Below are 18,055 nucleotides of genomic sequence, written 5' to 3'. Positions count from 1 at the left end.
GCCCGTCGTCCTGGGCCAGGTCGACGGGCACCGCTGACGGTAGGTTCACAGGTGTGCGTGACGACACCCCGGCGCCGGGTTACCTCGGCGAATTCCGCACGCACTGGCAGCCGCTGGCCGCCGCGACGGCGGGACTCAGCGCCGGGCTGAGCCTCAGCGCCTACACCAACGCGGCGATGGGACCTCAGTTCCTCGCCGAGTTCGGTTGGAAGCGATCGGATTTCGTGCTCACCGGCGTCATCGCACTGCTTACCTTCGTCTTCCTACCGGTGTACGGCCGCCTCGCCGACGTGTTCGGCGTGCGGCGGATCGCAATCATCGGGGTCATCGCCATCCCCGCCTCCTGGATCGCGTGTGCTCTGATGACGGGGCCGATCTGGCAGTACTTCCTGATCAACGCCGCCATCGTGGCACTGGGCACGACGACCACGCCCGCGATCTACAGTCGCATCGTCGCGACGCGCTTCCAGAACGCCCGCGGGCTGGCGCTGGCCATCGCGATCTCGGGGCCACCCCTGCTCGGTCTCGTCGCCGCGCCGGCACTCGACGCGATCAATCGGAACTACGGCTGGCGAGTGGGCTGTGTGGTCATCGCCGTTACCATCGCCGTGATCGGAGCCGTCGCACTCGCGCTGATTCCATCCGACGAGACGTCGGGGCGACGCGCTGCGGCGGACCGCAAGAAGGACAGGGATTTTCGGCGCATCGCGGCAACTCCGGTGTTCTGGATTCTGCTGATCGCCATCCTGCTGTGCAACCTGTACCACACCGTGACCACGTCTCAGCTCGGCGTCATGCTCGGCGACGCGGTCGCATCGGGACAGGGCGTCGCGCTGCTGATCTCGCTCTTCGCCGCCGCCGTTATTGTCGGCCGATTCATCTGCGGTCTCGCCCTGGACTGGCTGCCCGAGCAGATCGTTGCGGCCGTCGCGATGGCACTGCCGGGCGTCGGATGCCTGCTCATCGCCTCACCGTTCAACAGCTACGCCGTCCTGGTCGTCTCGGTGTGCTGCCTCGGCGCCGCCTGGGGAGCCGAGGGTGACGTGATCGCCTACCTCGTGTCCAAGCGCTTCGACGTGAACCTGTACAGCACCGTGCTGAGCCTGCTGATGTCGGCCGTCGGTGTCTCCTCGGCTCTCGGCGCCGTGGTCCTGAGCCGCATGCTTCGCGAGACGCCTAGCTTCGCCGGTTTCCTCGCCGTCGCGGGCGTCGCGGCGCTCACCGGCGGTGCACTGTTCCTACTGCTGGGGCGCAGCCGGATGCCCGCCCCGGCCGAACTCGGGTAGTCCTACTCACCCGGATCCGCCGACGAGCCTGCATGCTGAATGCATGTCGTCTGCCACACCCGAACGCGACCGTGCCGTCGACGTCGCTCGCCTCGGTGCGCTCGTCGTCGTCATGTTCGGTCACTGCGCCCTGCTGCTGGCCACCATCGACGGAAGCGGCCTGCGCATCGGCAACCTCCTCGGCGAGATGCCGGTGCTGATCCCACTCACCTGGCTGGCACAGGTCATGCCTCTGTTCTTCCTCGCCGGTGGCGCGGCGGGCGCCTACGGGTGGCGCACCGGGACGCCGTGGGGAACCTGGCTGCTGTCCAGGGCGCAGCGGCTCTGCCGCCCGGTGTTCTGGTATCTGGCCTTCTGGACCGCCGGACTCCTCGTCACACGGCTGGTGCTCGGCGCGGAGTCCGCCGACCGACTGGGCCGCGAGAGCGTAGCCCTGCTGTGGTTCCTCGGCGTCTACCTCGTCACGCTCGCGTTCGTCCCCGCACTGTGCCGGCTGCGCGACGCCCGCGGTCTCGCTGTCGTCGTGGTGGCCCTGCTCGCGGCGGCCGGTGCGGTCGACGCCGTCCGCATCGCCAGCGGAAGCCTCTACGGCGGCGTCGCGAACTTCGTGTTCGTCTGGTTGATCCCCGTGGCCATCGGCGTCGGCTACGCGCGGAAGTTCATCCGGCCGGTCGCGGCACTCGTCGTCGCCGCCGTCGCATTCGCCGTCCAGGTCCTGCTGGTCAACGTGGGACCGTACGAGGTCGCCCTGGTGGTCACGGGCGTCGAGCGGATGTCCAACGTCACACCGCCGACGCTGATCCTCGGCCTGCACTGCGTCTGGATGTCGCTGGTCTTCGTGGCCGCGGCGGGCGCCGTTCGCCGGTGGGCCGAGCGCCCGCTCGTCTGGCACGTCGTCTCCGTCGGCAACGGGGGAGCGATGACGCTCTACCTGTGGCACATCCCCGCCATCGCCGTCGCTGCGTTCACCCTGAACGCGTTCGGCCTGGACGCCTGGGACGTCGACGCACCGAACTTCGGTTGGCTGCTGCTGCTTCGCGCCGTGGTGTTCGCGGTCGTGATGGGGGTGGCGTTCAAGGTGCTCTCCCCGCTCGAACACCTGCGGCTGCCGTGGTGGGACGCGAGGGCGGCCGCCACCGGGCTGCGCTCGACCGCCACCGGAGTGCTGATCTGTCTTGCGGGCGTCGCGCTTCTGTTGATGGCCAAGTTCGGGCTCGCGGGCGTCGAGGGCTGGTCCGCACTCGGGTGCTTCGTCGTCGCGATGGCCGCCGCGCGGGTGAGCGCGGGGGTCAGCCCTGCGGCTCCAGCGTCCACCGACCGTGCACCGAGCACACAGCGAGCCGGATCCCCGTCAGCGTGATCTTCGCGTCCGATCGGTCGATGCGGATCTTCAGGTAGGGCTCTCCGGAGTCCGTCGGCACGGGGATCGTGGGTTGCTGGGCGGTCTTGATGTCGAGCCGGTCGATCGGCGCGAACAACGAGGTCGGGATCTCGACCAGCTCGTAGTACACCCCTGCGGCACTGGGGAATCCGCGCAGCATGATGATCCCGTCGCATGCGGCCCGGTACTCCCGGAACAGCTCGACGATCCTGTCCTGCCGATCCGCGAGCTTGCGCACGTCCTGGATCCACGCGGCCTCGGTCAGCTTCGAGATGTGCACGTACGACTTGCTCATCCCCTTGGCCGATGACGCTTTCAACGAGATCCGTTTGGAGAGAAGCGTTCCCGGCGGGGCGATGGCGGTGTCGTAGAACCGCTGGGTCGCCGACGTCGACGAATCCACCATCCAGCCCGCCGCTTCGCACGCGGCTTCGAAGGCCGCCTCGAACTGTGTGGTGGACAACGGCTCTCGGCTCAGCGCATGGTGCGCGCGCAGGCGTGCCAGGAACGCCTCCGACCAATCCGGCGTGGTCAACCAGGACCCGGCGAGCAGGTCCTCGGTGACCGGCGTGAGTAGGGAGTCCACGAACTCGTTGACGACCGTGATCTCCTGCGCGCCAAGCGCATCGAGCTTCCTCATCAGGTCCGCACGGCTGACGGGCGCGTTCAAGCGGCCTCTTCGCCGGCGCCTACGATGTCCTGCGGTCGCAGCGAGGTGTCGGGTAGCACGATGTCGGCCATCGCGGGGCGCTTACCCGTCAGCGCCCAGTGCGTCGCCCAGGCGATCTGGTAGCTGATCATCGGCGGCACCGCGTCGCCGACGTGCCGGTACTTGTTCGCCAGGCTGGTCCCACCGAACGCGTAGGTCGACGGGAAGCCGTTGAGGATCGCGAGTTCGCGCAGCGTGCAGAGCCGGTCGTCGATCGGGTGGGCGTAGCGCCCGTTTCCGACGTGGCCGCATTCGCGCTTGATCGTGGGAGCCGGCCTGTTCCACGCCATTCGGCCGTACACGTCGGGATGGTTGCCGAGCTTGCGGGCCGCGATCAGCTTCAGCATGGCGGGCGTCAGGTACTTCGAGGTGGCCCTTCCGCCGTCGATCAGGTCGCGCCAGGAACCGCCGTCGGGCGGGATGGCCGCGATGCGCTCCAGTGCATGCGATGTGACGAATCGGGGCGACACGTGCGCCTCGTCATCTGGGTCGGTGTGGCCCGCGCGCAACGACGGCAGCGATCCGATGGCACGCTTCACGGTGAGCGCGTCGCCGGTGACGGCGTGGCCCCGCCACATCTGCTCGAGCGTCCGCACCGGCAGGCCGTTGCGCACCGCGATGACCAGCGCGCGTTCGCGTACCTGGGGGAGGCCGAACCGGGTCAGCACGTGCACGTCCGCAGCGACGGTGTATCCGAGCCGTTCGAGCCGCCGGCGCAGCAGCGTGAAGTGTCCCTTGAAGTTGCCCATCAGCAGCTCGCGCGCGTTCTCCATCACCACGACCGTCGGCTCGAGTTCGGCGACGTAGGCGGCGACCCGCGGGACCAGGCCGTTGCGGGCGTCGTCGACGAGGTGGTTCTGCGAGTTGGTGCGCGAGAAGCCGGTGCACGGCGGGCAGGCGCTGAGAACGTCGACGCGGCCGACCCCGAGTGCCCCGCGGAGCCGCTTGGGCGAGATGGCGGCGAGGTCGACGGCAACGGGTTCGACGCCGATGTTGAGGGCGTACGTCGAGTTGCAGCCGAGCGATCCGCGCCGACTGCTGGGCTTACCCAGCTGCGCGTCGGCCGCGCCCACCACCCGGAAGGAGGGGTGCGCGTGAAAGCCGTAGCTCATCCCGCCGCCTCCCGAGAAGAGGTCGACGACGCTGTAGGTGCGCCCCATGTGCGTGATCTTATGGCCGACCTCGGACACATCCCCGGATCGGCGCGCACCTAGCGCGTGAGCAGCCGGCTCGCCGACGCCGGCCGTTGCCGCACCCTCTGCGGCCACCAGAACCATCGGCCGAGCAACGCCGCGATCGACGGCGTCATGAAGGCCCGGATCACCAGGGTGTCGAACAGCAGCCCCATGCCGATCGTGGTGCCCATCTGCGCCGCCACCGTCATCTCGCTCACGACCATCGACATCATGGTGAACGCGAACACCAGACCCGCGGCGGTCACGACCGACCCGGTGCCGCCCATCGCGCGGATGATGCCGGTGTTGATGCCGGCGTGGATCTCCTCGCGGAGTCGCGCGACGAGCAGCAGGTTGTAGTCGGCGCCGACCGCCAGCAGGATGATCACCGCCATCGCCATCACCATGAAGTGCAGCTGGATGCCCAGGACGTGCTGCCACACCAGCACCGACAGGCCGAACGACGCACCCAGCGACAGCACGACGGTGCCGACGATGACGGCGGCGGCGACGATGCTGCGGGTGATGATCAGCATGATGATGAAGATCAGGGTCAGGGCGGAGATACCGGCGATGAGCAGATCCCAGTTGTTGCCGTCGCGCATGTCCTTGAACGCCGCCGCGGTGCCGCCGACGTAGATCTTGGAGCCCTCCAGCGGCGTGCCCTTGATGGCCTCCTTCGCGGCCAGTTTGATCGCGTCGATACGGTCGATGCCGTCACCGGTCAGCGGGTCGTCCTCGTGAGACACGATGAACCGCACCGACTTTCCGTCCGGCGAGATGAAGCTCTCCATTCCGCGTTTGAAGTCGGCGTTGTCGAAGATCTCCGGCGGGAGGTAGAACGTGTCGTCGTTCATCGCGTCGTTGAACGCGTCGGTCATGGCGGACTGGTTCTCCGACAGCGCCGCCTGCTGCTCCTGCTGACCACTCTGGGTGGCGTGCATGGTCAGCAGCATCGTCCTGTTCTTCTCCAGGGACTCGATCTGCTCCGGCATCAGCGCCTGAAGCTGGGGCAGCAGCGAGGCGAGCCGCTCCAGCTCCGGGACGATCGCCTGGACGTCCTCGGTGGTGGTGTTGACCCCGTCGAGGGTGTCGAACACCGAGCGGATCGCCCAGCAGCCGGGGATGTTGTAGCAGTGCGGTTCCCAGTAGAAGTAATTCCGGATCGGCCGGAAGAAATCGTCGAAATTCATGATGTAGTCCCGCAATTCGGCGATGTCGACGGCCATCGCCTTCGTCTTGACCACCATCTCCTGGGTGACCGCGTTCATCTGACCCATCAACGACTGCATCTGCGTCAGCGTGTCGATCGTGGTCTGCAGATCGTCGGCCTGCGCCAGCAGGTCGGCCATGCGGTCCTGGTTGTAGCTCTCGTTCAGCTTCTGGCTGGTGCCGCTCATGCCCAATTGCGCGGGGATGGTGGCGAACTCGAGCGGTTTACCGCTGGGGCGGGTGATGGCCTGCACGCTGCCGATGCCCGGCACCTTGAAGATGGCCTTGGCGATCTTGTCGATGACCAGGAAGTCGGCCGAGTTCCGCAGGTCGTGCTCGGTTTCGATGAGCACCAGTTCGGGGTTCATCCGCGCCACGGAGAAATGCCGCTCGGCCGCGGCGAAGCCCTCGTTGGCCGGGATGTCGGCGGGCAGGTACTTGCGGTCGTTGTAGTTCGGCTGATACCCGGGCAGTGTCAGCAGCCCGACGAGCGACAGGGCGATCGTCGCGAGTAGCACCGCGCCGGGCCACCGCACGATCGCGGCGCCGATCTTGCGCCAGCCGCGGATTCTCATGGCGCGCCGGGGTTCCAGCGTCTTGCCGAAGCGACTGGCGACGGTGATGAGCGCGGGTCCCAGCGTCAGAGCCACCAGCACGCAGATCGTCATGCCGACGGCCAGCGGAATGCCCAGCGTCTGGAAGTACGGCAGCCTCGTGAACGACAGGCAGAACGTCGCGCCGGCGATCGTCAGGCCGGAGCCCAATACGACGTGGGCCGTGCCGTGGAACATCGTGTAATACGCCGATTCCCGATCCTCGCCGTTGGACCGCGCTTCCTGATATCGGCCGATCAGGAAGATCGCGTAGTCGGTGGCGGCGGCAACGGCGAGCGTGACGAGCAGCTGCGACACGAACGTCGACAGCCCGATGAGCTCGTGATGTCCGAGGAACGCCACCGCCCCGCGCACCACCGACAGCCCGAGGAACACCATGAAGAGCGTGAGGATCGTCGTGACGATCGACCGGTAGACCAGCAGCAGCATCGTGATGATGACGCCGAAGATCGTGAACTCGATGACCCGGACGCTTCGGTCACCGGCGATCTGCTGATCGGCCGCCAGTGCCGAACCACCCGTGACGAACACCTTCAGACCCGGCGGTGGCGGGGTGTCGGCGACGATCTGCTGCACCGCTTCCACCGACCGGTTGGCGAGTTCCTCGCCCATGTTGCCCGCGAGGTAGACCTGGACGTAGGCGGCCTTGCCGTCGTCGCTCTGCGCGCCGGCCTCGGTCAGCGGGTCGCCCCAGAAATCCTGTACGTGCTCGACGTGGACGGGATCGGCTTCCAGCTTGTCGATGAGCTCGTCGTAGTAGCGGTGCGCGTCCGGGCCCAGCGGTGCGTCGCCCTCCAGCACGATCATCGCCGAGCTGTCGGATTCGTACTCCTCGAACACCTGGCCGGTGCGGGTCATCGCGATGACCGAGGGCGCCTCCTTGGGCGACATCGACACCGACCGCTCCTGGCCGACGACCTCCAGTTGCGGCACCGTGAGGTTGAGGATCACGACGAGCCCGATCCAGGCCAGGATGATCGGGACGGCCAGCCGGCGAATCCACTTCGCGATGCCGCCGCGATGTGGCGCTACGGGCTTCGCGACGGGCTCGAGAGTCGGGGTGCTCATGTCTCCCTGAAGGGCATTAGGTTGACCTTAGTTTTACCAGACGTCGTAGTCGAACGGCCGCCGCCGCTTAGGCTCCGGCCATGCCGACCGATCGCGCCGCACTCGTCGTGGGCGGTATCCGTCTCGCCTCCGGAGTGTCGTTCCTCGTAGATCCCCTGCGAGCCAACCGGTTGTGGGGCGAACCCGACGATCCAGGGCCGTCGGCCAGGCTGCTGCTGCGGTCGATGGGATACCGCGACGCGCTGATCGGCGGGCTGCTGATGGCCGCCGCCGCGCGCGGGCGGGACACCCGCGGCTGGTTTCTCGCGTCCGGCGGCGCCGACGCGGCCGACCTCCTCGGTGGCATGAGCGTGCACGACGACCTCAAGCGCGGCCAGCGGATCATCGGCCTCGGGGGAGCGGTCGTCGGCATCGGCGTCGGGCTGTGGGGAGCGCTGCGCCGACCCGGATCCGCCGACTAGCGGGTCGCCACCTCGTCGACGAGTTCGCGGGCGAAGGTGCGGGACGCCAGCAGGTAGAGAGCGACGGCGAGGAGTTGCGCCACCGGCACCAGGAACAGCGCGAAGCGCAGTGACTCGGTCCCGAAGTCCGCTGTCAGTGCGTCGCTGAACACGCCGGTGAGGAACGGCCCGAGTGAGCCGAGGGTGGCGCCGAAGAACAGGAAGATCGCCGATGCGGTCGCGCGCTGCTCGGGCGGCACCAGGCGCTGAATCGCCGAGATGGACGGCGCCATGTAGGCCGTTCCGACGACGTAGCTCAGCGCGATGAACCACACGCACAGCGTCGTGTCGTCGACCAGCAGGGCCAGCGCCGAGAAGGGGAGCAGCGCCGCGGTCATCGCCGCGACGATCCACAGCAGCCAGCGCGGGTCGCGCGCCGCGAGTTTGTCGGCGATCCGGCCGACGACGAGAAGGCCCAGCACGCCGGTGATCCCGCTCGCCAACCCGTAGTGCAGCCCCACCTCACCGAGCGACATCTGGTGCGAGCGAATGAGGAACGCGGGCGCGAACGTCGTCAGCGAATAGCCCGCCACCGACACGAACGCGGCACCCGTCACGATCGCGAGGTAGCTCGGCTTGCGCAGCAGGTCCCACCACCTGACCGTCGGCGCCGCAGGTGAGGCGGGCGCGGTGGCGATGCGCTGCCGCGTCCCCACGACCAGCAGGACGATCGGCGCGAACGCGACGCTGATCGCACCCATGATGACGAAAGCCGTTCGCCAGCCCAGCGATTCGGCGAGCAGCCCGCCGCCCAGCAGGCTCGCCGCGCTGGCCAGCGGGATGGAGAGTGTGATGACGGCCAACGGTGCGGCGCGGCGTTCGGGCCTGAAGTTGTTGGCCACGTAGGCGTGCGCGGCGGGAGTGCTGCCCGCCTCACCGACGGCGACGCCGATCCGCGTCAGCGCGAGTTGGAAACCGGACGTGACCGCTCCGCCGATCATCGTCATCGTGCCCCACAGCGTCAGGCATCCGGTCACGACCAGACCGAAGGCACCCCGGTCGGTGATCCTCGCGATGAAGATCCCGAGCACCGCGTAGACGATGAGGAAACCGAACCCGTTGATCACGCCGATCGCCGTATCCGACAGTGCGAGTTCGTTCTTGATGGGTTCTGCGAGGACGGCGGGTAGAAAGCGGTCGACGTAGTTGAGGGTGCCCACCACGGCCAGCACGATGACCGCCGCCCAAGCGCGAAAACCCCCGTGGCTTTCGGTTTCCGTCACGCCGCGAATATGTCAGTTCGGCGCGTCGACGTCCATATCGGCGGCGAACTGCGCCACGTGGCCCAGCGTCTGCTCGAGCCGTTCCATGACGATCTCGGGACCGAGGTCGATGTCACCGGTGCTGTCGACGAGGTCGCTGCACGCGCTCACGATGGTCGTCGAGAACAACGCGACGCCGAGATCCAGGCGCTTGTCATCCGGGGGCACGCCCATGTGGCGGGCGAGGATCTTCATGGCCGCCGGATACCGGTAGTCGATGGCCGCCTGGCGCAGCGCGTCGGATGAGTTGACGATCCGCAGGATCAGCGCGATGCGGTCCTTCGTCAGACCGACGAGAGGGCGCCTGCTCACCCGCCCGAGCACCGCCATGTGCGCCGCCCGCAGCGCCTCCATGGGTCCGAGATCCGCGGGTTGCGTAGTCAGCTCTGCGACGATCTCCGCTGCCAGGTCGTCGAGCACCGCGATGAACACCGCCTCCTTCGTTGCGAAGTAGCGGCTGAACGTCCGGGTGGAGATGTCGGCGGCCGCCGCGATCTGCTCCACAGTGGTGTTCTCGTAGCCCCGTTTGACACACAGTTCGACAGCCGCATCCACCAACATCCGGCGCGTGATCTGCTTTTTCCGTTCGCGCAGAGTGGACGGCTGCAACGACGCGGATTCTGTCACGGCGCTGAGTCTACTAGCCGTCGGCGTCGTGCTTCATTCGGTGAAAGGGTTTGCGGTGGTGCTATGGTGAATCTGAATTCAGTTTCATCGAAGTGTAGGGAGCTCATGCCGCACGACCTCGAGTACGCATCGCCCGCAGTACTGCATCCGTTCTGGGCCGCTGACATCGACGACAGACTCCGCGGTTTCGCTCTGATGCGCGAGCGCAGCGCGGGCGTCGAGTACCACCTCGACGCCGGCGGCAACGGGCTGTGGTCCGTGACATCACACGCGGCGGTGAGCCGGGTGAGCCGGGACCCCGCGACGTTCACCAGCACCGCCGGCTTCTCCATGGACGACTTCCCGCCCGAGGTGCTCGAGGTGATGGCATCGATCATCGCGATGGACGATCCCCGCCACGGGCGACAGCGCAAGCTGGTTCAGAGCGCGTTCTCGCCGCGCGCCATCAAACGCCTGACCGAGTCGGTCGGCACGCTCGCCGACGCCATCGTCGACGAGATCAGGGAGCGACGTGAGTTCGACTTCGTCACCGCGGTCGGCGCGAACCTGCCGCTTCAGGTCATCTGCGATCTGCTCGACATCCCCGCGGCGGACCGCGCTGAGGTACGGGAACTCATCAACAAGATCCTCGGGGTCAACGACCCCGACTTCGGTGGCCCCGAAGTCGCACTGCAGAGCCTGCTGTCGCTCTACGGCTACGCGATCGAACTGGGCAGGCAACGGCTGGCGTCACCCGGCGACGACATCACCTCGGTGCTGATGCACGCGGAGATCGACGGGTGTCGCCTGTCGCCCGCGGAGTTCGGTTCCTTCGTGGTGCTTCTGGTCTCAGCGGGCAACGACACGACGCGAACCGCACTGACCTGGGGCATGAAGCTACTGAGCGACCACCCCGCGCAGATGCGTTCGCTCCGTGAGGACTTCGGCGGGCGTCACTCGAACGCGATCGAGGAGATCCTGCGCTGGTGCTCACCGGCCCTACACATGCGGCGCACCGCCACCGAGGACATCGACCTCGGTGACCAGCGAATCGCGAAGGGCGACAAGGTGGTTCTGTGGTACCTGGCCGCCAACCACGATCCCGCCGTGTTCGCCGACCCCGACGCCTTCGACATCGCCAGGGCCAACGCGCGCGACCACATCGCCTTCGGGGCGGGCGGACCGCATTTCTGCCTCGGGTCCAACCTGGCGCGCATGGAGCTGACCGTGGTTCTGGACAAGCTGCTGCAGGCGTTCCCCGACCTGCACGCCACGGGTGCGCCCGAGGTGTTGATGTCGCCGTTCGTGCACACCATCAAATCGCTGCCCTGTTCGATCGGCTGACCGTGCCCACGACGACCAGAAGCGAATCGACACAGGCCGCGTTGCTCGAGGCCGCCCGCGACGTGTTCGCCGAGAAGGGCTACGTCAACGCGAAGATCGCCGACATCACCGGAAGGGCCGGCCGGTCGATCGGTTCGTTCTACAACTACTACGACACCAAGCAGCAGCTACTTCGGGCTCTTCTGGAGCGGTTTCCCGCGCAGATCGTCGAACGCGCCCGCGACGGTCTCAGCGACGACTGGGCCGCCAACATCGAGGCGGCGGTCCGCGCGTACTTCCACACGTTCCGCGACTATCTACCCGAGATGATCGGCGTGTTCCAGCTGTCGATGTCGGACCCGGACGCCGCGGCGTGGTGGCGATCGCAACGCGCCTACGGGATCGCGTCGGTTCTCGCGCTCATCGACGCAGTCGAGCAGGACGGCGACCGCATCGGCCTCGACCACCACGTCTTCGCCTCGGCCATCGTGTCGATGCTCGAGTCGTACTGCTGGACGTGGTTGGCCGCGGGGGGCGACGACGTCGACGCCGTGTTCGACGAGGAGACGGCGATCCACACGCTCGCCGCGATGTGGCGGCGAGCGATGGTCGGCGAAAGCTAGACGGGCATCCCAGGCGGGGGCGGGGGCGCCAGCGGATCGACGGGAGCGGGCGGTGCGCCCAGCTCGGGTGCGGGCACCAGGTCCGGACCGGGTGCAGGCAGCGCCTGGGGGAGCGCATTCGGGTCGGCGGGCGCGAACCCGGCATTGATCACTCCCGGCGGGGGCGGGGGCGCGAACGGGTCGGCCGGCGGCGGGGGCGGCGGCGGGGGCGCGAACGGATCGGCCGGTGCCGGGGCCTCGGGAGCGTCGACATTCTCCACGGGGAGGTACATGTGATGGGTGAACTGAGGCTGGAAGGCGCCACCACCGCCCACGCGCACGCCACCGCCCTCGCCGCTCGACACGGGCGTCCCATCGGGCAGCGTTACGGCGGTGTGGCCGGAGTTCCAGCCGATCACCAGGGCGCCCGGTGCGGTGCCGTGCCTGAAGCCACGGGCCAGCAGTGCGGCCTCCTGGTTACCGGTGTTGAACCGGTCACCGTAGACGGGGCGTCCCGTCGCGGCGTTGGCCACCCAGGACGCGAGGCCGGAGCAATCGGTGCCTCGAGGCGAGTCGCCGCCGGAGATGTACGGCGTGCCCGAGACTCCGTTGACAAGGGTCATCAACGTTGCGGTCGCGATACCAATCATGCTGCGGGACGCTAGCAACGGGATTTGCTCGAAGCCAAAATATGTGGCACCCATCACGTTCGATGCAATCCACGACTCAGCTAACAGAAATCGTTGAGCGCGTTGCCTTCTCGGGTGCCCGCGGCGGGAACACTACGCCGTCGTGAACCAAAGCGCCAGTCCCGGTTTGCACTTCGCTTGAAGCGTGAAAACACCTGTTCAGAAGCACTTTCCGAGCAGCCGGGGAGGTGTCGCCAATAGCGCACTCGGGCACCCCGGTTCACGTCCTCGCCAGCCGCCGAATTCACGTTGCTGCCGAACCGCTTTCGCGCCAGGTGAATCGATCAAGTCGATGACCGCCGAACGACCGTTCCGCCTGCATGGAATTTCGCCCTACTTGTCCTGACCGTCGTTTTCGACGATGACGTAATCGGGGTTGGCGATACCTGTTGGACGACTGCCCGTTTGGTGCGCTTTCCCGGTGATGCGCACGATCTGACCCGGCTCGATGTCGTCTCCGCCGCGGCCCGGCCCGAACGTCACCCTTATCCGGCCGCTGTCATCACCGACGAGGACACTGCGAATTCTCTTGCCCGCGTTGATAATATCCTCTACCTCGAGGACTCTACCCTCGATGACGGCGCGATGACCTGCGAGAACACCGTCGACGGCGATCACCTGCTGCAAAGGAGTCGGGTTCTCGTACTCGCGCACTCGCTCGTCGTCACCGTGCGCGATGCGCGCCTGCACCTTCTCGACTTCGCGGGTGATCCTCTCCTCGATCATGTCGGGGAACGTCGCGCGAATGCGGGCCTGTACGTCGTAGGGCACGATCGTGGCCGCCGCGTGCGGAACTCGACTGATCGCCTTGGCCATCCGGTCAGCGGTGCGGTCGTGCAACACCCTGCCGATGACGGGAGCGTACGTTCGTCGCGGGAGCAGAACCGTGACGTTGGTGCGCCCGTCCGGCGTGACCGCATCACACGCCAGGTCCTGCGCCGCACGGTTCAATCTCCGCTCCGGACAGTCGATTACCCGCAGCGGCACCCGAAGACCGAAGTGCTCCCAGCGCTCCCGCACCCTATCGGCCTGCGCCTCGTCGATCATGAAGTGGACCGCGACCATGTCGTCGGCGCGTAGCCCGTGCCCGTATCTGATGGCCTCCAGCACAGCCAGATCCACGGAGTTGACGAGGATGAAGACCTGATGGTGCGCGTAGTCCACCAGTTCGGGCCGATTGGTGCGGAAGTTCTCCAGAATGGCGGCTTCCGCACGGTACTCGCGATTGAGCCGCATCAGCACGATGACGAGGATCGGGAACACCACCACGACGAGCCACGCACCCTCGGTGAACTTGGCGATGGCGAAGATCGCGACGACGATCGTCGACAGGATCCCGGCCGACAGGTTGATCGCCGTTCTGCGCTGCCAGCCCGGCTCCTTGCGCACCAGATGATGTTTGGTGAGGCCGTACCCCGCCATGGCGAATCCGGTGAACACGCCGATGGCGTAGAACGGCACCAGCGCCTCCACCGAGCCGCCGGTGAGTACCAGCAGACCGACCGACAGCACCGCGAGGATCACGATGCCGTTGGAGAACACCAGGCGGTGGCCGCGCTTGGTCAGCTGTCGGGGCAGGAAGCGGTCCTCGGCGACGAAGTTGGCCAGCGCGGGAAACCCGTTGAAGCTCGTGTTGGCGCCGGTGAAGAGTATTGCCGCGGTGGATATCTGGACCAGTGCATAGAGCACGTGACCCAGCACGCCATCACCGAAGACCGCCCTCGCGATCTCGGAGAGCACCGACGGGTAGCCCGCCGAGTACGGAGCGGAATGCGTCTCGTACGCCAGCCAGGCGACGCCGGCGAGCAGGAAGGCGAGGATGCCCGCCATGATCGTGAGGACTTTGCGGGCGTTGGCGCCTGCGGGATCCCGGAACACCCCGACGGTGTTCGAGATCGCCTCGACGCCGGTCAGGGATGCCCCGCCGTTGGCGAACGCGCGTAACAACACCAGGATCGTCGCGCCCATCACCAGCCCGTCGCCCTGCTCTATCGGAATGAGCCCGGAGATGTTCGCCGTGTCGTATCTCGGTAGATCGCCGAGGATTTCGCGTACCAGGCCGGTGCCGATCATCAACGTCATCATCACGACGAAGAAGTACGTCGCGATCGCGAACGGCCTGCCCGCTTCGCGCAGGCCGCGGAGGTTGGCCACGCACATGACGACGACCACGCCGACCGTGATCTCGAGGCTGTAGGGCCCGAGCGAACGCACGGCCGAGACGACCGCCACGGTGCCTGCGGCCGCCTGCACCGCGACCGTCACGACGTAGTCGATGAGCAGTGCGGCAGCGGCGATCTGGGCTACCCGCGGACCGAAGTTGTCGCGCGCGACGACATATGACCCGCCCGCCCTGGTGTAGGTCATGACGACCTGGCGGTACGACGCCGCCACGAGGACGAGGATGCACAGGATCACGCCCGTGACCGGCAGCAGCAGTGCGAATGCGGCGAGCGCGGCGAACGGCAGCAACTCGAGCAGGATCATCTCGGTGCCGTACGCGGTCGACGAGATCGCGTCGGGCGCGAGCACCCCGAGTGCCACCGGTTTCGAGAGCTTCTCGGACGTGAGTTGATCGTTGATCAGCGGGCGCCCGAGCACCAGTCGTTTGACCGCGTAGCCGAGCGACTCCGGTGTGCCGCCGTCGGTGCCCTTGCCCGCCACGCCCACATTCTGACCGCGACACCCCGTTTTCCGAGGGAGCTTTCGCGAACGCGGCTCGAAACCCGCCCGCGGCCCGTGGCGGGACGCGGTCAGCGGTAGACGCCCATTCCGCCGTCGACGTGGATGGTCTGGCCCGTCAGATAGTCGCCGTCGGTTCCGACGAGGAACGCGACCACCGCGCCGATGTCCTCCTCCGTCCTGCCGACCCGCCCCAACGGCACCGATCTCAGCGCGCGATCGAAGTCCTTGGGCGCCAACTCCTGCCAGAACTGCACACCGGGGGAGTCGGCGAACGGGCAGACGACGTTGACCCTGATGTTGTCCCGGCCCCACTCGAGCGCCGCTGCCTTCGACATGCCCCGGATAGCCTCCTTGGCGCCCGCGTACGCGGCGAACTTCACCTGGCCGCCGGTGCCCGACGCCGATCCGAGGTTGACGATCACTCCGCCGCCCGCCGCCACCATCGTCGGGTGTACCGCCTGCATCAGGAAGAACGTCGCCCTGGGTCCGACGTCGAACACCAGGTCGTAGTCGTCTGGGTCGATGTCGACGAGAGCTTTCGGCTCGTTCGTGGCGATCGCGTTGTTGACGAGCGCGTCGACCCGGCCGAACGCGGCGACGGCGGCGTCGACGATGCGCCGGGGGCTGTCGGGGTCGCGGAGATCGGCCGTCAATGCCTCGGCTGCGAATCCCGCAGCGGCGAACTCCGCGGTCGCCAGGGCCAACGCGTCCTCCTGGTGATCCACGAGTAACACCGACGCCCCACGGCTCACCAGTGCACCCGCGATGCCCCGTCCGACCCCCTGCGCAGCGCCCGTGACGATCGCCGCGCGGCCGGCGAGCGCCCGCGGATGGGTGTAGTCGCCGTGGCGGCCCTCGGTCATTCCGACAAGCTACCCGGCTGCGATAGGGCAGGATTCGGAATCGTGGCGCCGAACCGACCGTGGTGGAAGTCGCGTTCCGAACACGCTCTGAGCGAGGACATTCTAGCGGCGCCGGACGCGGTCCGGGAGTTCTACATCGACCTGCGCAACATCATCGCCGTCCACCCGCTGGTCGTGGCCGTCACGCCGACTCGCTACCAGGCGACCGCCGACGGCCACGCGCAGACCTACCGCGTCCGGGACCGCATCCCGATGGGACCGATGACGCTGCCGGTCTCCTATACGGCCATCGTGCGCGTCACGGCGGGCGGCGACGTCCACACCGACGCGCGACAGTTCCCCGCCGTCCGGCTCACCGGTGCGGTCTCGTTCGAATCGACCGGCACGGGCACCCGACTCACCGAACGTCTCACCATCGTCGCGCCGCGCCCACTGGCGGGCTTCACCGTGCGGGAGGCGGTCGCTGCGCACGTCGAGATGCTCGCCGGGGTGCGGGCGCACTTCGCGGGGTCCGCACCGGCTCGGTAGCGCGGTTTCGCCATCCGCACAGCTTTACAAAGTAGACCGAAAGTGTCACGCTATCTGCGTGTCTCAGGCCCTGGCGCGCGAGTTCTGCGAGTACGACGTCTCCTCGAGGGAGTTCTGGGCGAAGAGCTTCGTCGAACGCGACGCCACGTTCGCCGCACTACGGGCCACCGAGGGCCTGACCTGGCATCGGCCGCTGCCGTCCCTCTTCGAGTCCGACGAGCCCGGCTTCTGGGCGGTCACCCGGCGCGCCGACATCGCGTACGCGAGCGCGCACCCCGAACTGTTCAGCAGCGCCGACGGCGTCGCGCTCGACCCGATGCCCGCGGACGTGCAGCGGTTCGCCTCCTTCTTCCTGGCGATGGACCCGCCGCGACACAACGTGTACCGGCGGTTGATCAGCGCGGCCTTCACGCCGAGGAACGTCGCACGCATCGAGGACCGGATCCACGCGAACGCGGTGCAGGTGGTCGATGACCTCGTCGGAGCGGGGGACGTCGACTTCGTCGCGGCCTGCTCGACGCGCCTGCCGATGATGACGATCTCCGACATGCTCGGGGTCGATCCCGGCCAGCGCGAGGCGCTGGCATCGGCGGCCGAAAAGCTCTTCAGCGCAAGCGATGACGAGTACGCCACGCTCGAGGATCGAGCCGCCCACACCATGGGCGAGATGTTCTTCCTCAACAACTGCGGCGTCGAGTTGGCGAAGCACCGACGCGCACACCCCGCCGACGACCTGATGACGGCGATGGTCAACGCCGAGGTCGACGGGCACCGCCTCACCGACGAGGAGATGGGCGCGTTCATGGTACTGCTCGCGTCCGCGGGCAACGACACGACGAAACAGGCCACGACACACGCCATGATGGCGCTCGTCGCGAACCCCGAACAGCGGGACTGGCTGATGGCCGATTTCGACAACCGCATCGGACCCGCCGTCGAGGAGTTCGTCCGCTACGCGACCCCGGTGATGCAGTTCGCCCGGTTCGTCACCGCCGACACCGAGTTGGGCGGCCAGCAAGTCAAGGCCGGCGACAAGATCGGATTGTTCTACTGCTCGGCCAACCGTGACGAGGCCGTGTTCGACGACCCGCACGGCTTCGATCTGGCCCGCTCGCCCAATCCGCACCTCGGCTTCGGTGGCGGTGGACCACATTTCTGTCTCGGTAGTCAGGTGGCCAAGGCGGAGTTGCGAAACCTGTTCCGCGAGTTGCTCACCCGGCTCACAAGGGTCGAGTTCGGCGAACCCGACTACCTGTTGAGCAACTTCGTGCACGGCGTCAAGCGTCTACCTGCGTACGTGGAATAGAAGGGCGGGACCGGATGGACGTCGAAGTCGACCTCACCAAGTGCACCGGGCACGGCATCTGCGAATCGATCGCCGAGGACGTGTTCGAGGTGCAGGACGACGGCAGCGTCGTCATCGATCACGAGCGCGCCGCCGCACTGGACCGCAGCACACTCTCGCAAGCGGTGACCCAGTGCCCCGCGGCGGCCCTGAAACTCGTGGACTAGCGCGGCACGTCACGGACTTGCCAAATTCACGTTCCATCCT

16 protein-coding genes are annotated in these 18,055 nt (G+C 67.4%); 8 read left to right on the top strand and 8 right to left on the bottom strand.

All coding sequences use genetic code 11. The features are described 5' to 3' along the window. The first annotated feature begins 53 nt into the window (after positions 1–53). Both NM203_RS23905 and NM203_RS23900 read left to right on the top strand, forming a co-directional pair. A complete protein-coding gene (locus NM203_RS23905; RefSeq protein WP_255062990.1) occupies positions 54–1,286 on the top strand; it encodes an MFS transporter in 1,233 nt (410 codons plus the stop codon). A gap of 43 nt (positions 1,287–1,329) precedes the next feature. Next, on the top strand, positions 1,330–2,646 hold the full coding sequence (locus NM203_RS23900) for an acyltransferase family protein (RefSeq protein ID WP_255062989.1): 1,317 nt from the start codon (positions 1,330–1,332) through the stop codon (positions 2,644–2,646). On the opposite strand, the gene NM203_RS23895 is transcribed toward NM203_RS23900, so the two are convergent. The 3 genes from NM203_RS23895 to NM203_RS23885 are packed head-to-tail and all read right to left on the bottom strand — an operon-like array spanning position 2,576 to position 7,445. Further along, entirely contained in the window at positions 2,576–3,337 is a 762-nt protein-coding gene (locus tag NM203_RS23895; RefSeq protein WP_255062988.1) for a hypothetical protein, read from the bottom strand. The genes NM203_RS23900 and NM203_RS23895 overlap by 71 nt on opposite strands. Then, positions 3,334–4,536 carry a DNA cytosine methyltransferase gene (locus NM203_RS23890; protein ID WP_255062987.1) on the bottom strand — a complete coding sequence of 401 codons (1,203 nt, stop codon included), beginning with the start codon at positions 4,534–4,536 and terminating at the stop codon, positions 3,334–3,336. Before NM203_RS23890 ends, NM203_RS23895 begins: the two co-directional genes overlap by 4 nt. Positions 4,537–4,586: 50 nt before the next feature. Beyond that, on the bottom strand, positions 4,587–7,445 hold the full coding sequence (locus NM203_RS23885) for an MMPL/RND family transporter (protein WP_255062986.1): 2,859 nt from the start codon (positions 7,443–7,445) through the stop codon (positions 4,587–4,589). 80 nt (positions 7,446–7,525) lie between these two features. On the opposite strand from NM203_RS23885, the gene NM203_RS23880 reads away from it, so the two are divergent. After that, a complete protein-coding gene (locus tag NM203_RS23880) occupies positions 7,526–7,906 on the top strand; it encodes a DUF4267 domain-containing protein (RefSeq protein ID WP_255062985.1) in 381 nt (126 codons plus the stop codon). Here the strand turns inward: NM203_RS23880 and NM203_RS23875 are convergent. Together NM203_RS23875 and NM203_RS23870 are read right to left on the bottom strand one after the other, a co-directional pair. Then, positions 7,903–9,168, bottom strand: a complete 1,266-nt coding sequence (locus tag NM203_RS23875; RefSeq protein WP_255062984.1) for a spinster family MFS transporter — start codon at positions 9,166–9,168, stop codon at positions 7,903–7,905. The two genes, NM203_RS23880 and NM203_RS23875, sit on opposite strands and share 4 nt — an antisense overlap. A gap of 12 nt (positions 9,169–9,180) precedes the next feature. Beyond that, positions 9,181–9,834 carry a TetR/AcrR family transcriptional regulator gene (locus NM203_RS23870; protein WP_255062983.1) on the bottom strand — a complete coding sequence of 218 codons (654 nt, stop codon included), beginning with the start codon at positions 9,832–9,834 and terminating at the stop codon, positions 9,181–9,183. Positions 9,835–9,939: 105 nt separating this feature from the next. On the opposite strand from NM203_RS23870, the gene NM203_RS23865 reads away from it, so the two are divergent. Together NM203_RS23865 and NM203_RS23860 are read left to right on the top strand one after the other, a co-directional pair. Next, positions 9,940–11,157 (top strand): cytochrome P450, encoded by a 1,218-nt coding sequence (locus NM203_RS23865; RefSeq protein ID WP_255062982.1) that lies wholly within the window; start codon positions 9,940–9,942, stop codon positions 11,155–11,157. Positions 11,158–11,159: 2 nt separating this feature from the next. After that, on the top strand, positions 11,160–11,759 hold the full coding sequence (locus NM203_RS23860; RefSeq protein WP_255062981.1) for a TetR/AcrR family transcriptional regulator: 600 nt from the start codon (positions 11,160–11,162) through the stop codon (positions 11,757–11,759). On the opposite strand, the gene NM203_RS23855 is transcribed toward NM203_RS23860, so the two are convergent. From NM203_RS23855 to NM203_RS23845, 3 genes are all read right to left on the bottom strand, one after another. Beyond that, positions 11,756–12,442: a C40 family peptidase gene (locus tag NM203_RS23855; RefSeq protein ID WP_408633403.1), complete on the bottom strand. Its 687-nt coding sequence runs from the start codon at positions 12,440–12,442 to the stop codon at positions 11,756–11,758. The genes NM203_RS23860 and NM203_RS23855 overlap by 4 nt on opposite strands. Positions 12,443–12,760: 318 nt before the next feature. Continuing rightward, on the bottom strand, positions 12,761–15,091 hold the full coding sequence (locus NM203_RS23850) for an amino acid permease (protein WP_255062978.1): 2,331 nt from the start codon (positions 15,089–15,091) through the stop codon (positions 12,761–12,763). An 89-nt stretch (positions 15,092–15,180) separates the two neighbouring features. Further along, on the bottom strand, positions 15,181–15,975 hold the full coding sequence (locus NM203_RS23845; RefSeq protein ID WP_255062976.1) for an SDR family NAD(P)-dependent oxidoreductase: 795 nt from the start codon (positions 15,973–15,975) through the stop codon (positions 15,181–15,183). A 42-nt stretch (positions 15,976–16,017) separates the two neighbouring features. On the opposite strand from NM203_RS23845, the gene NM203_RS23840 reads away from it, so the two are divergent. Genes NM203_RS23840 through NM203_RS23830 form a run of 3 tightly spaced genes read left to right on the top strand, consistent with a single transcriptional unit; the run spans position 16,018 to position 18,015 of the window. Then, a complete protein-coding gene (locus NM203_RS23840) occupies positions 16,018–16,503 on the top strand; it encodes an SRPBCC family protein (protein ID WP_255062974.1) in 486 nt (161 codons plus the stop codon). A 52-nt stretch (positions 16,504–16,555) separates the two neighbouring features. Then, complete coding sequence (locus tag NM203_RS23835; RefSeq protein WP_255063057.1) at positions 16,556–17,809, top strand: cytochrome P450; 1,254 nt, start codon at positions 16,556–16,558, stop codon at positions 17,807–17,809. 14 nt (positions 17,810–17,823) lie between these two features. Continuing rightward, positions 17,824–18,015: a ferredoxin gene (locus tag NM203_RS23830; RefSeq protein ID WP_255062972.1), complete on the top strand. Its 192-nt coding sequence runs from the start codon at positions 17,824–17,826 to the stop codon at positions 18,013–18,015. Positions 18,016–18,055: the final 40 nt, after the last annotated feature.

It is taken from the genome of Mycolicibacterium arenosum (assembly GCF_024320865.1).
Lineage (GTDB): Bacteria > Actinomycetota > Actinomycetes > Mycobacteriales > Mycobacteriaceae > Mycobacterium > Mycobacterium arenosum.
Note: the sequence above shows the minus strand (reverse complement) of the source record. Positions and strands in the feature narration are given on the sequence as shown.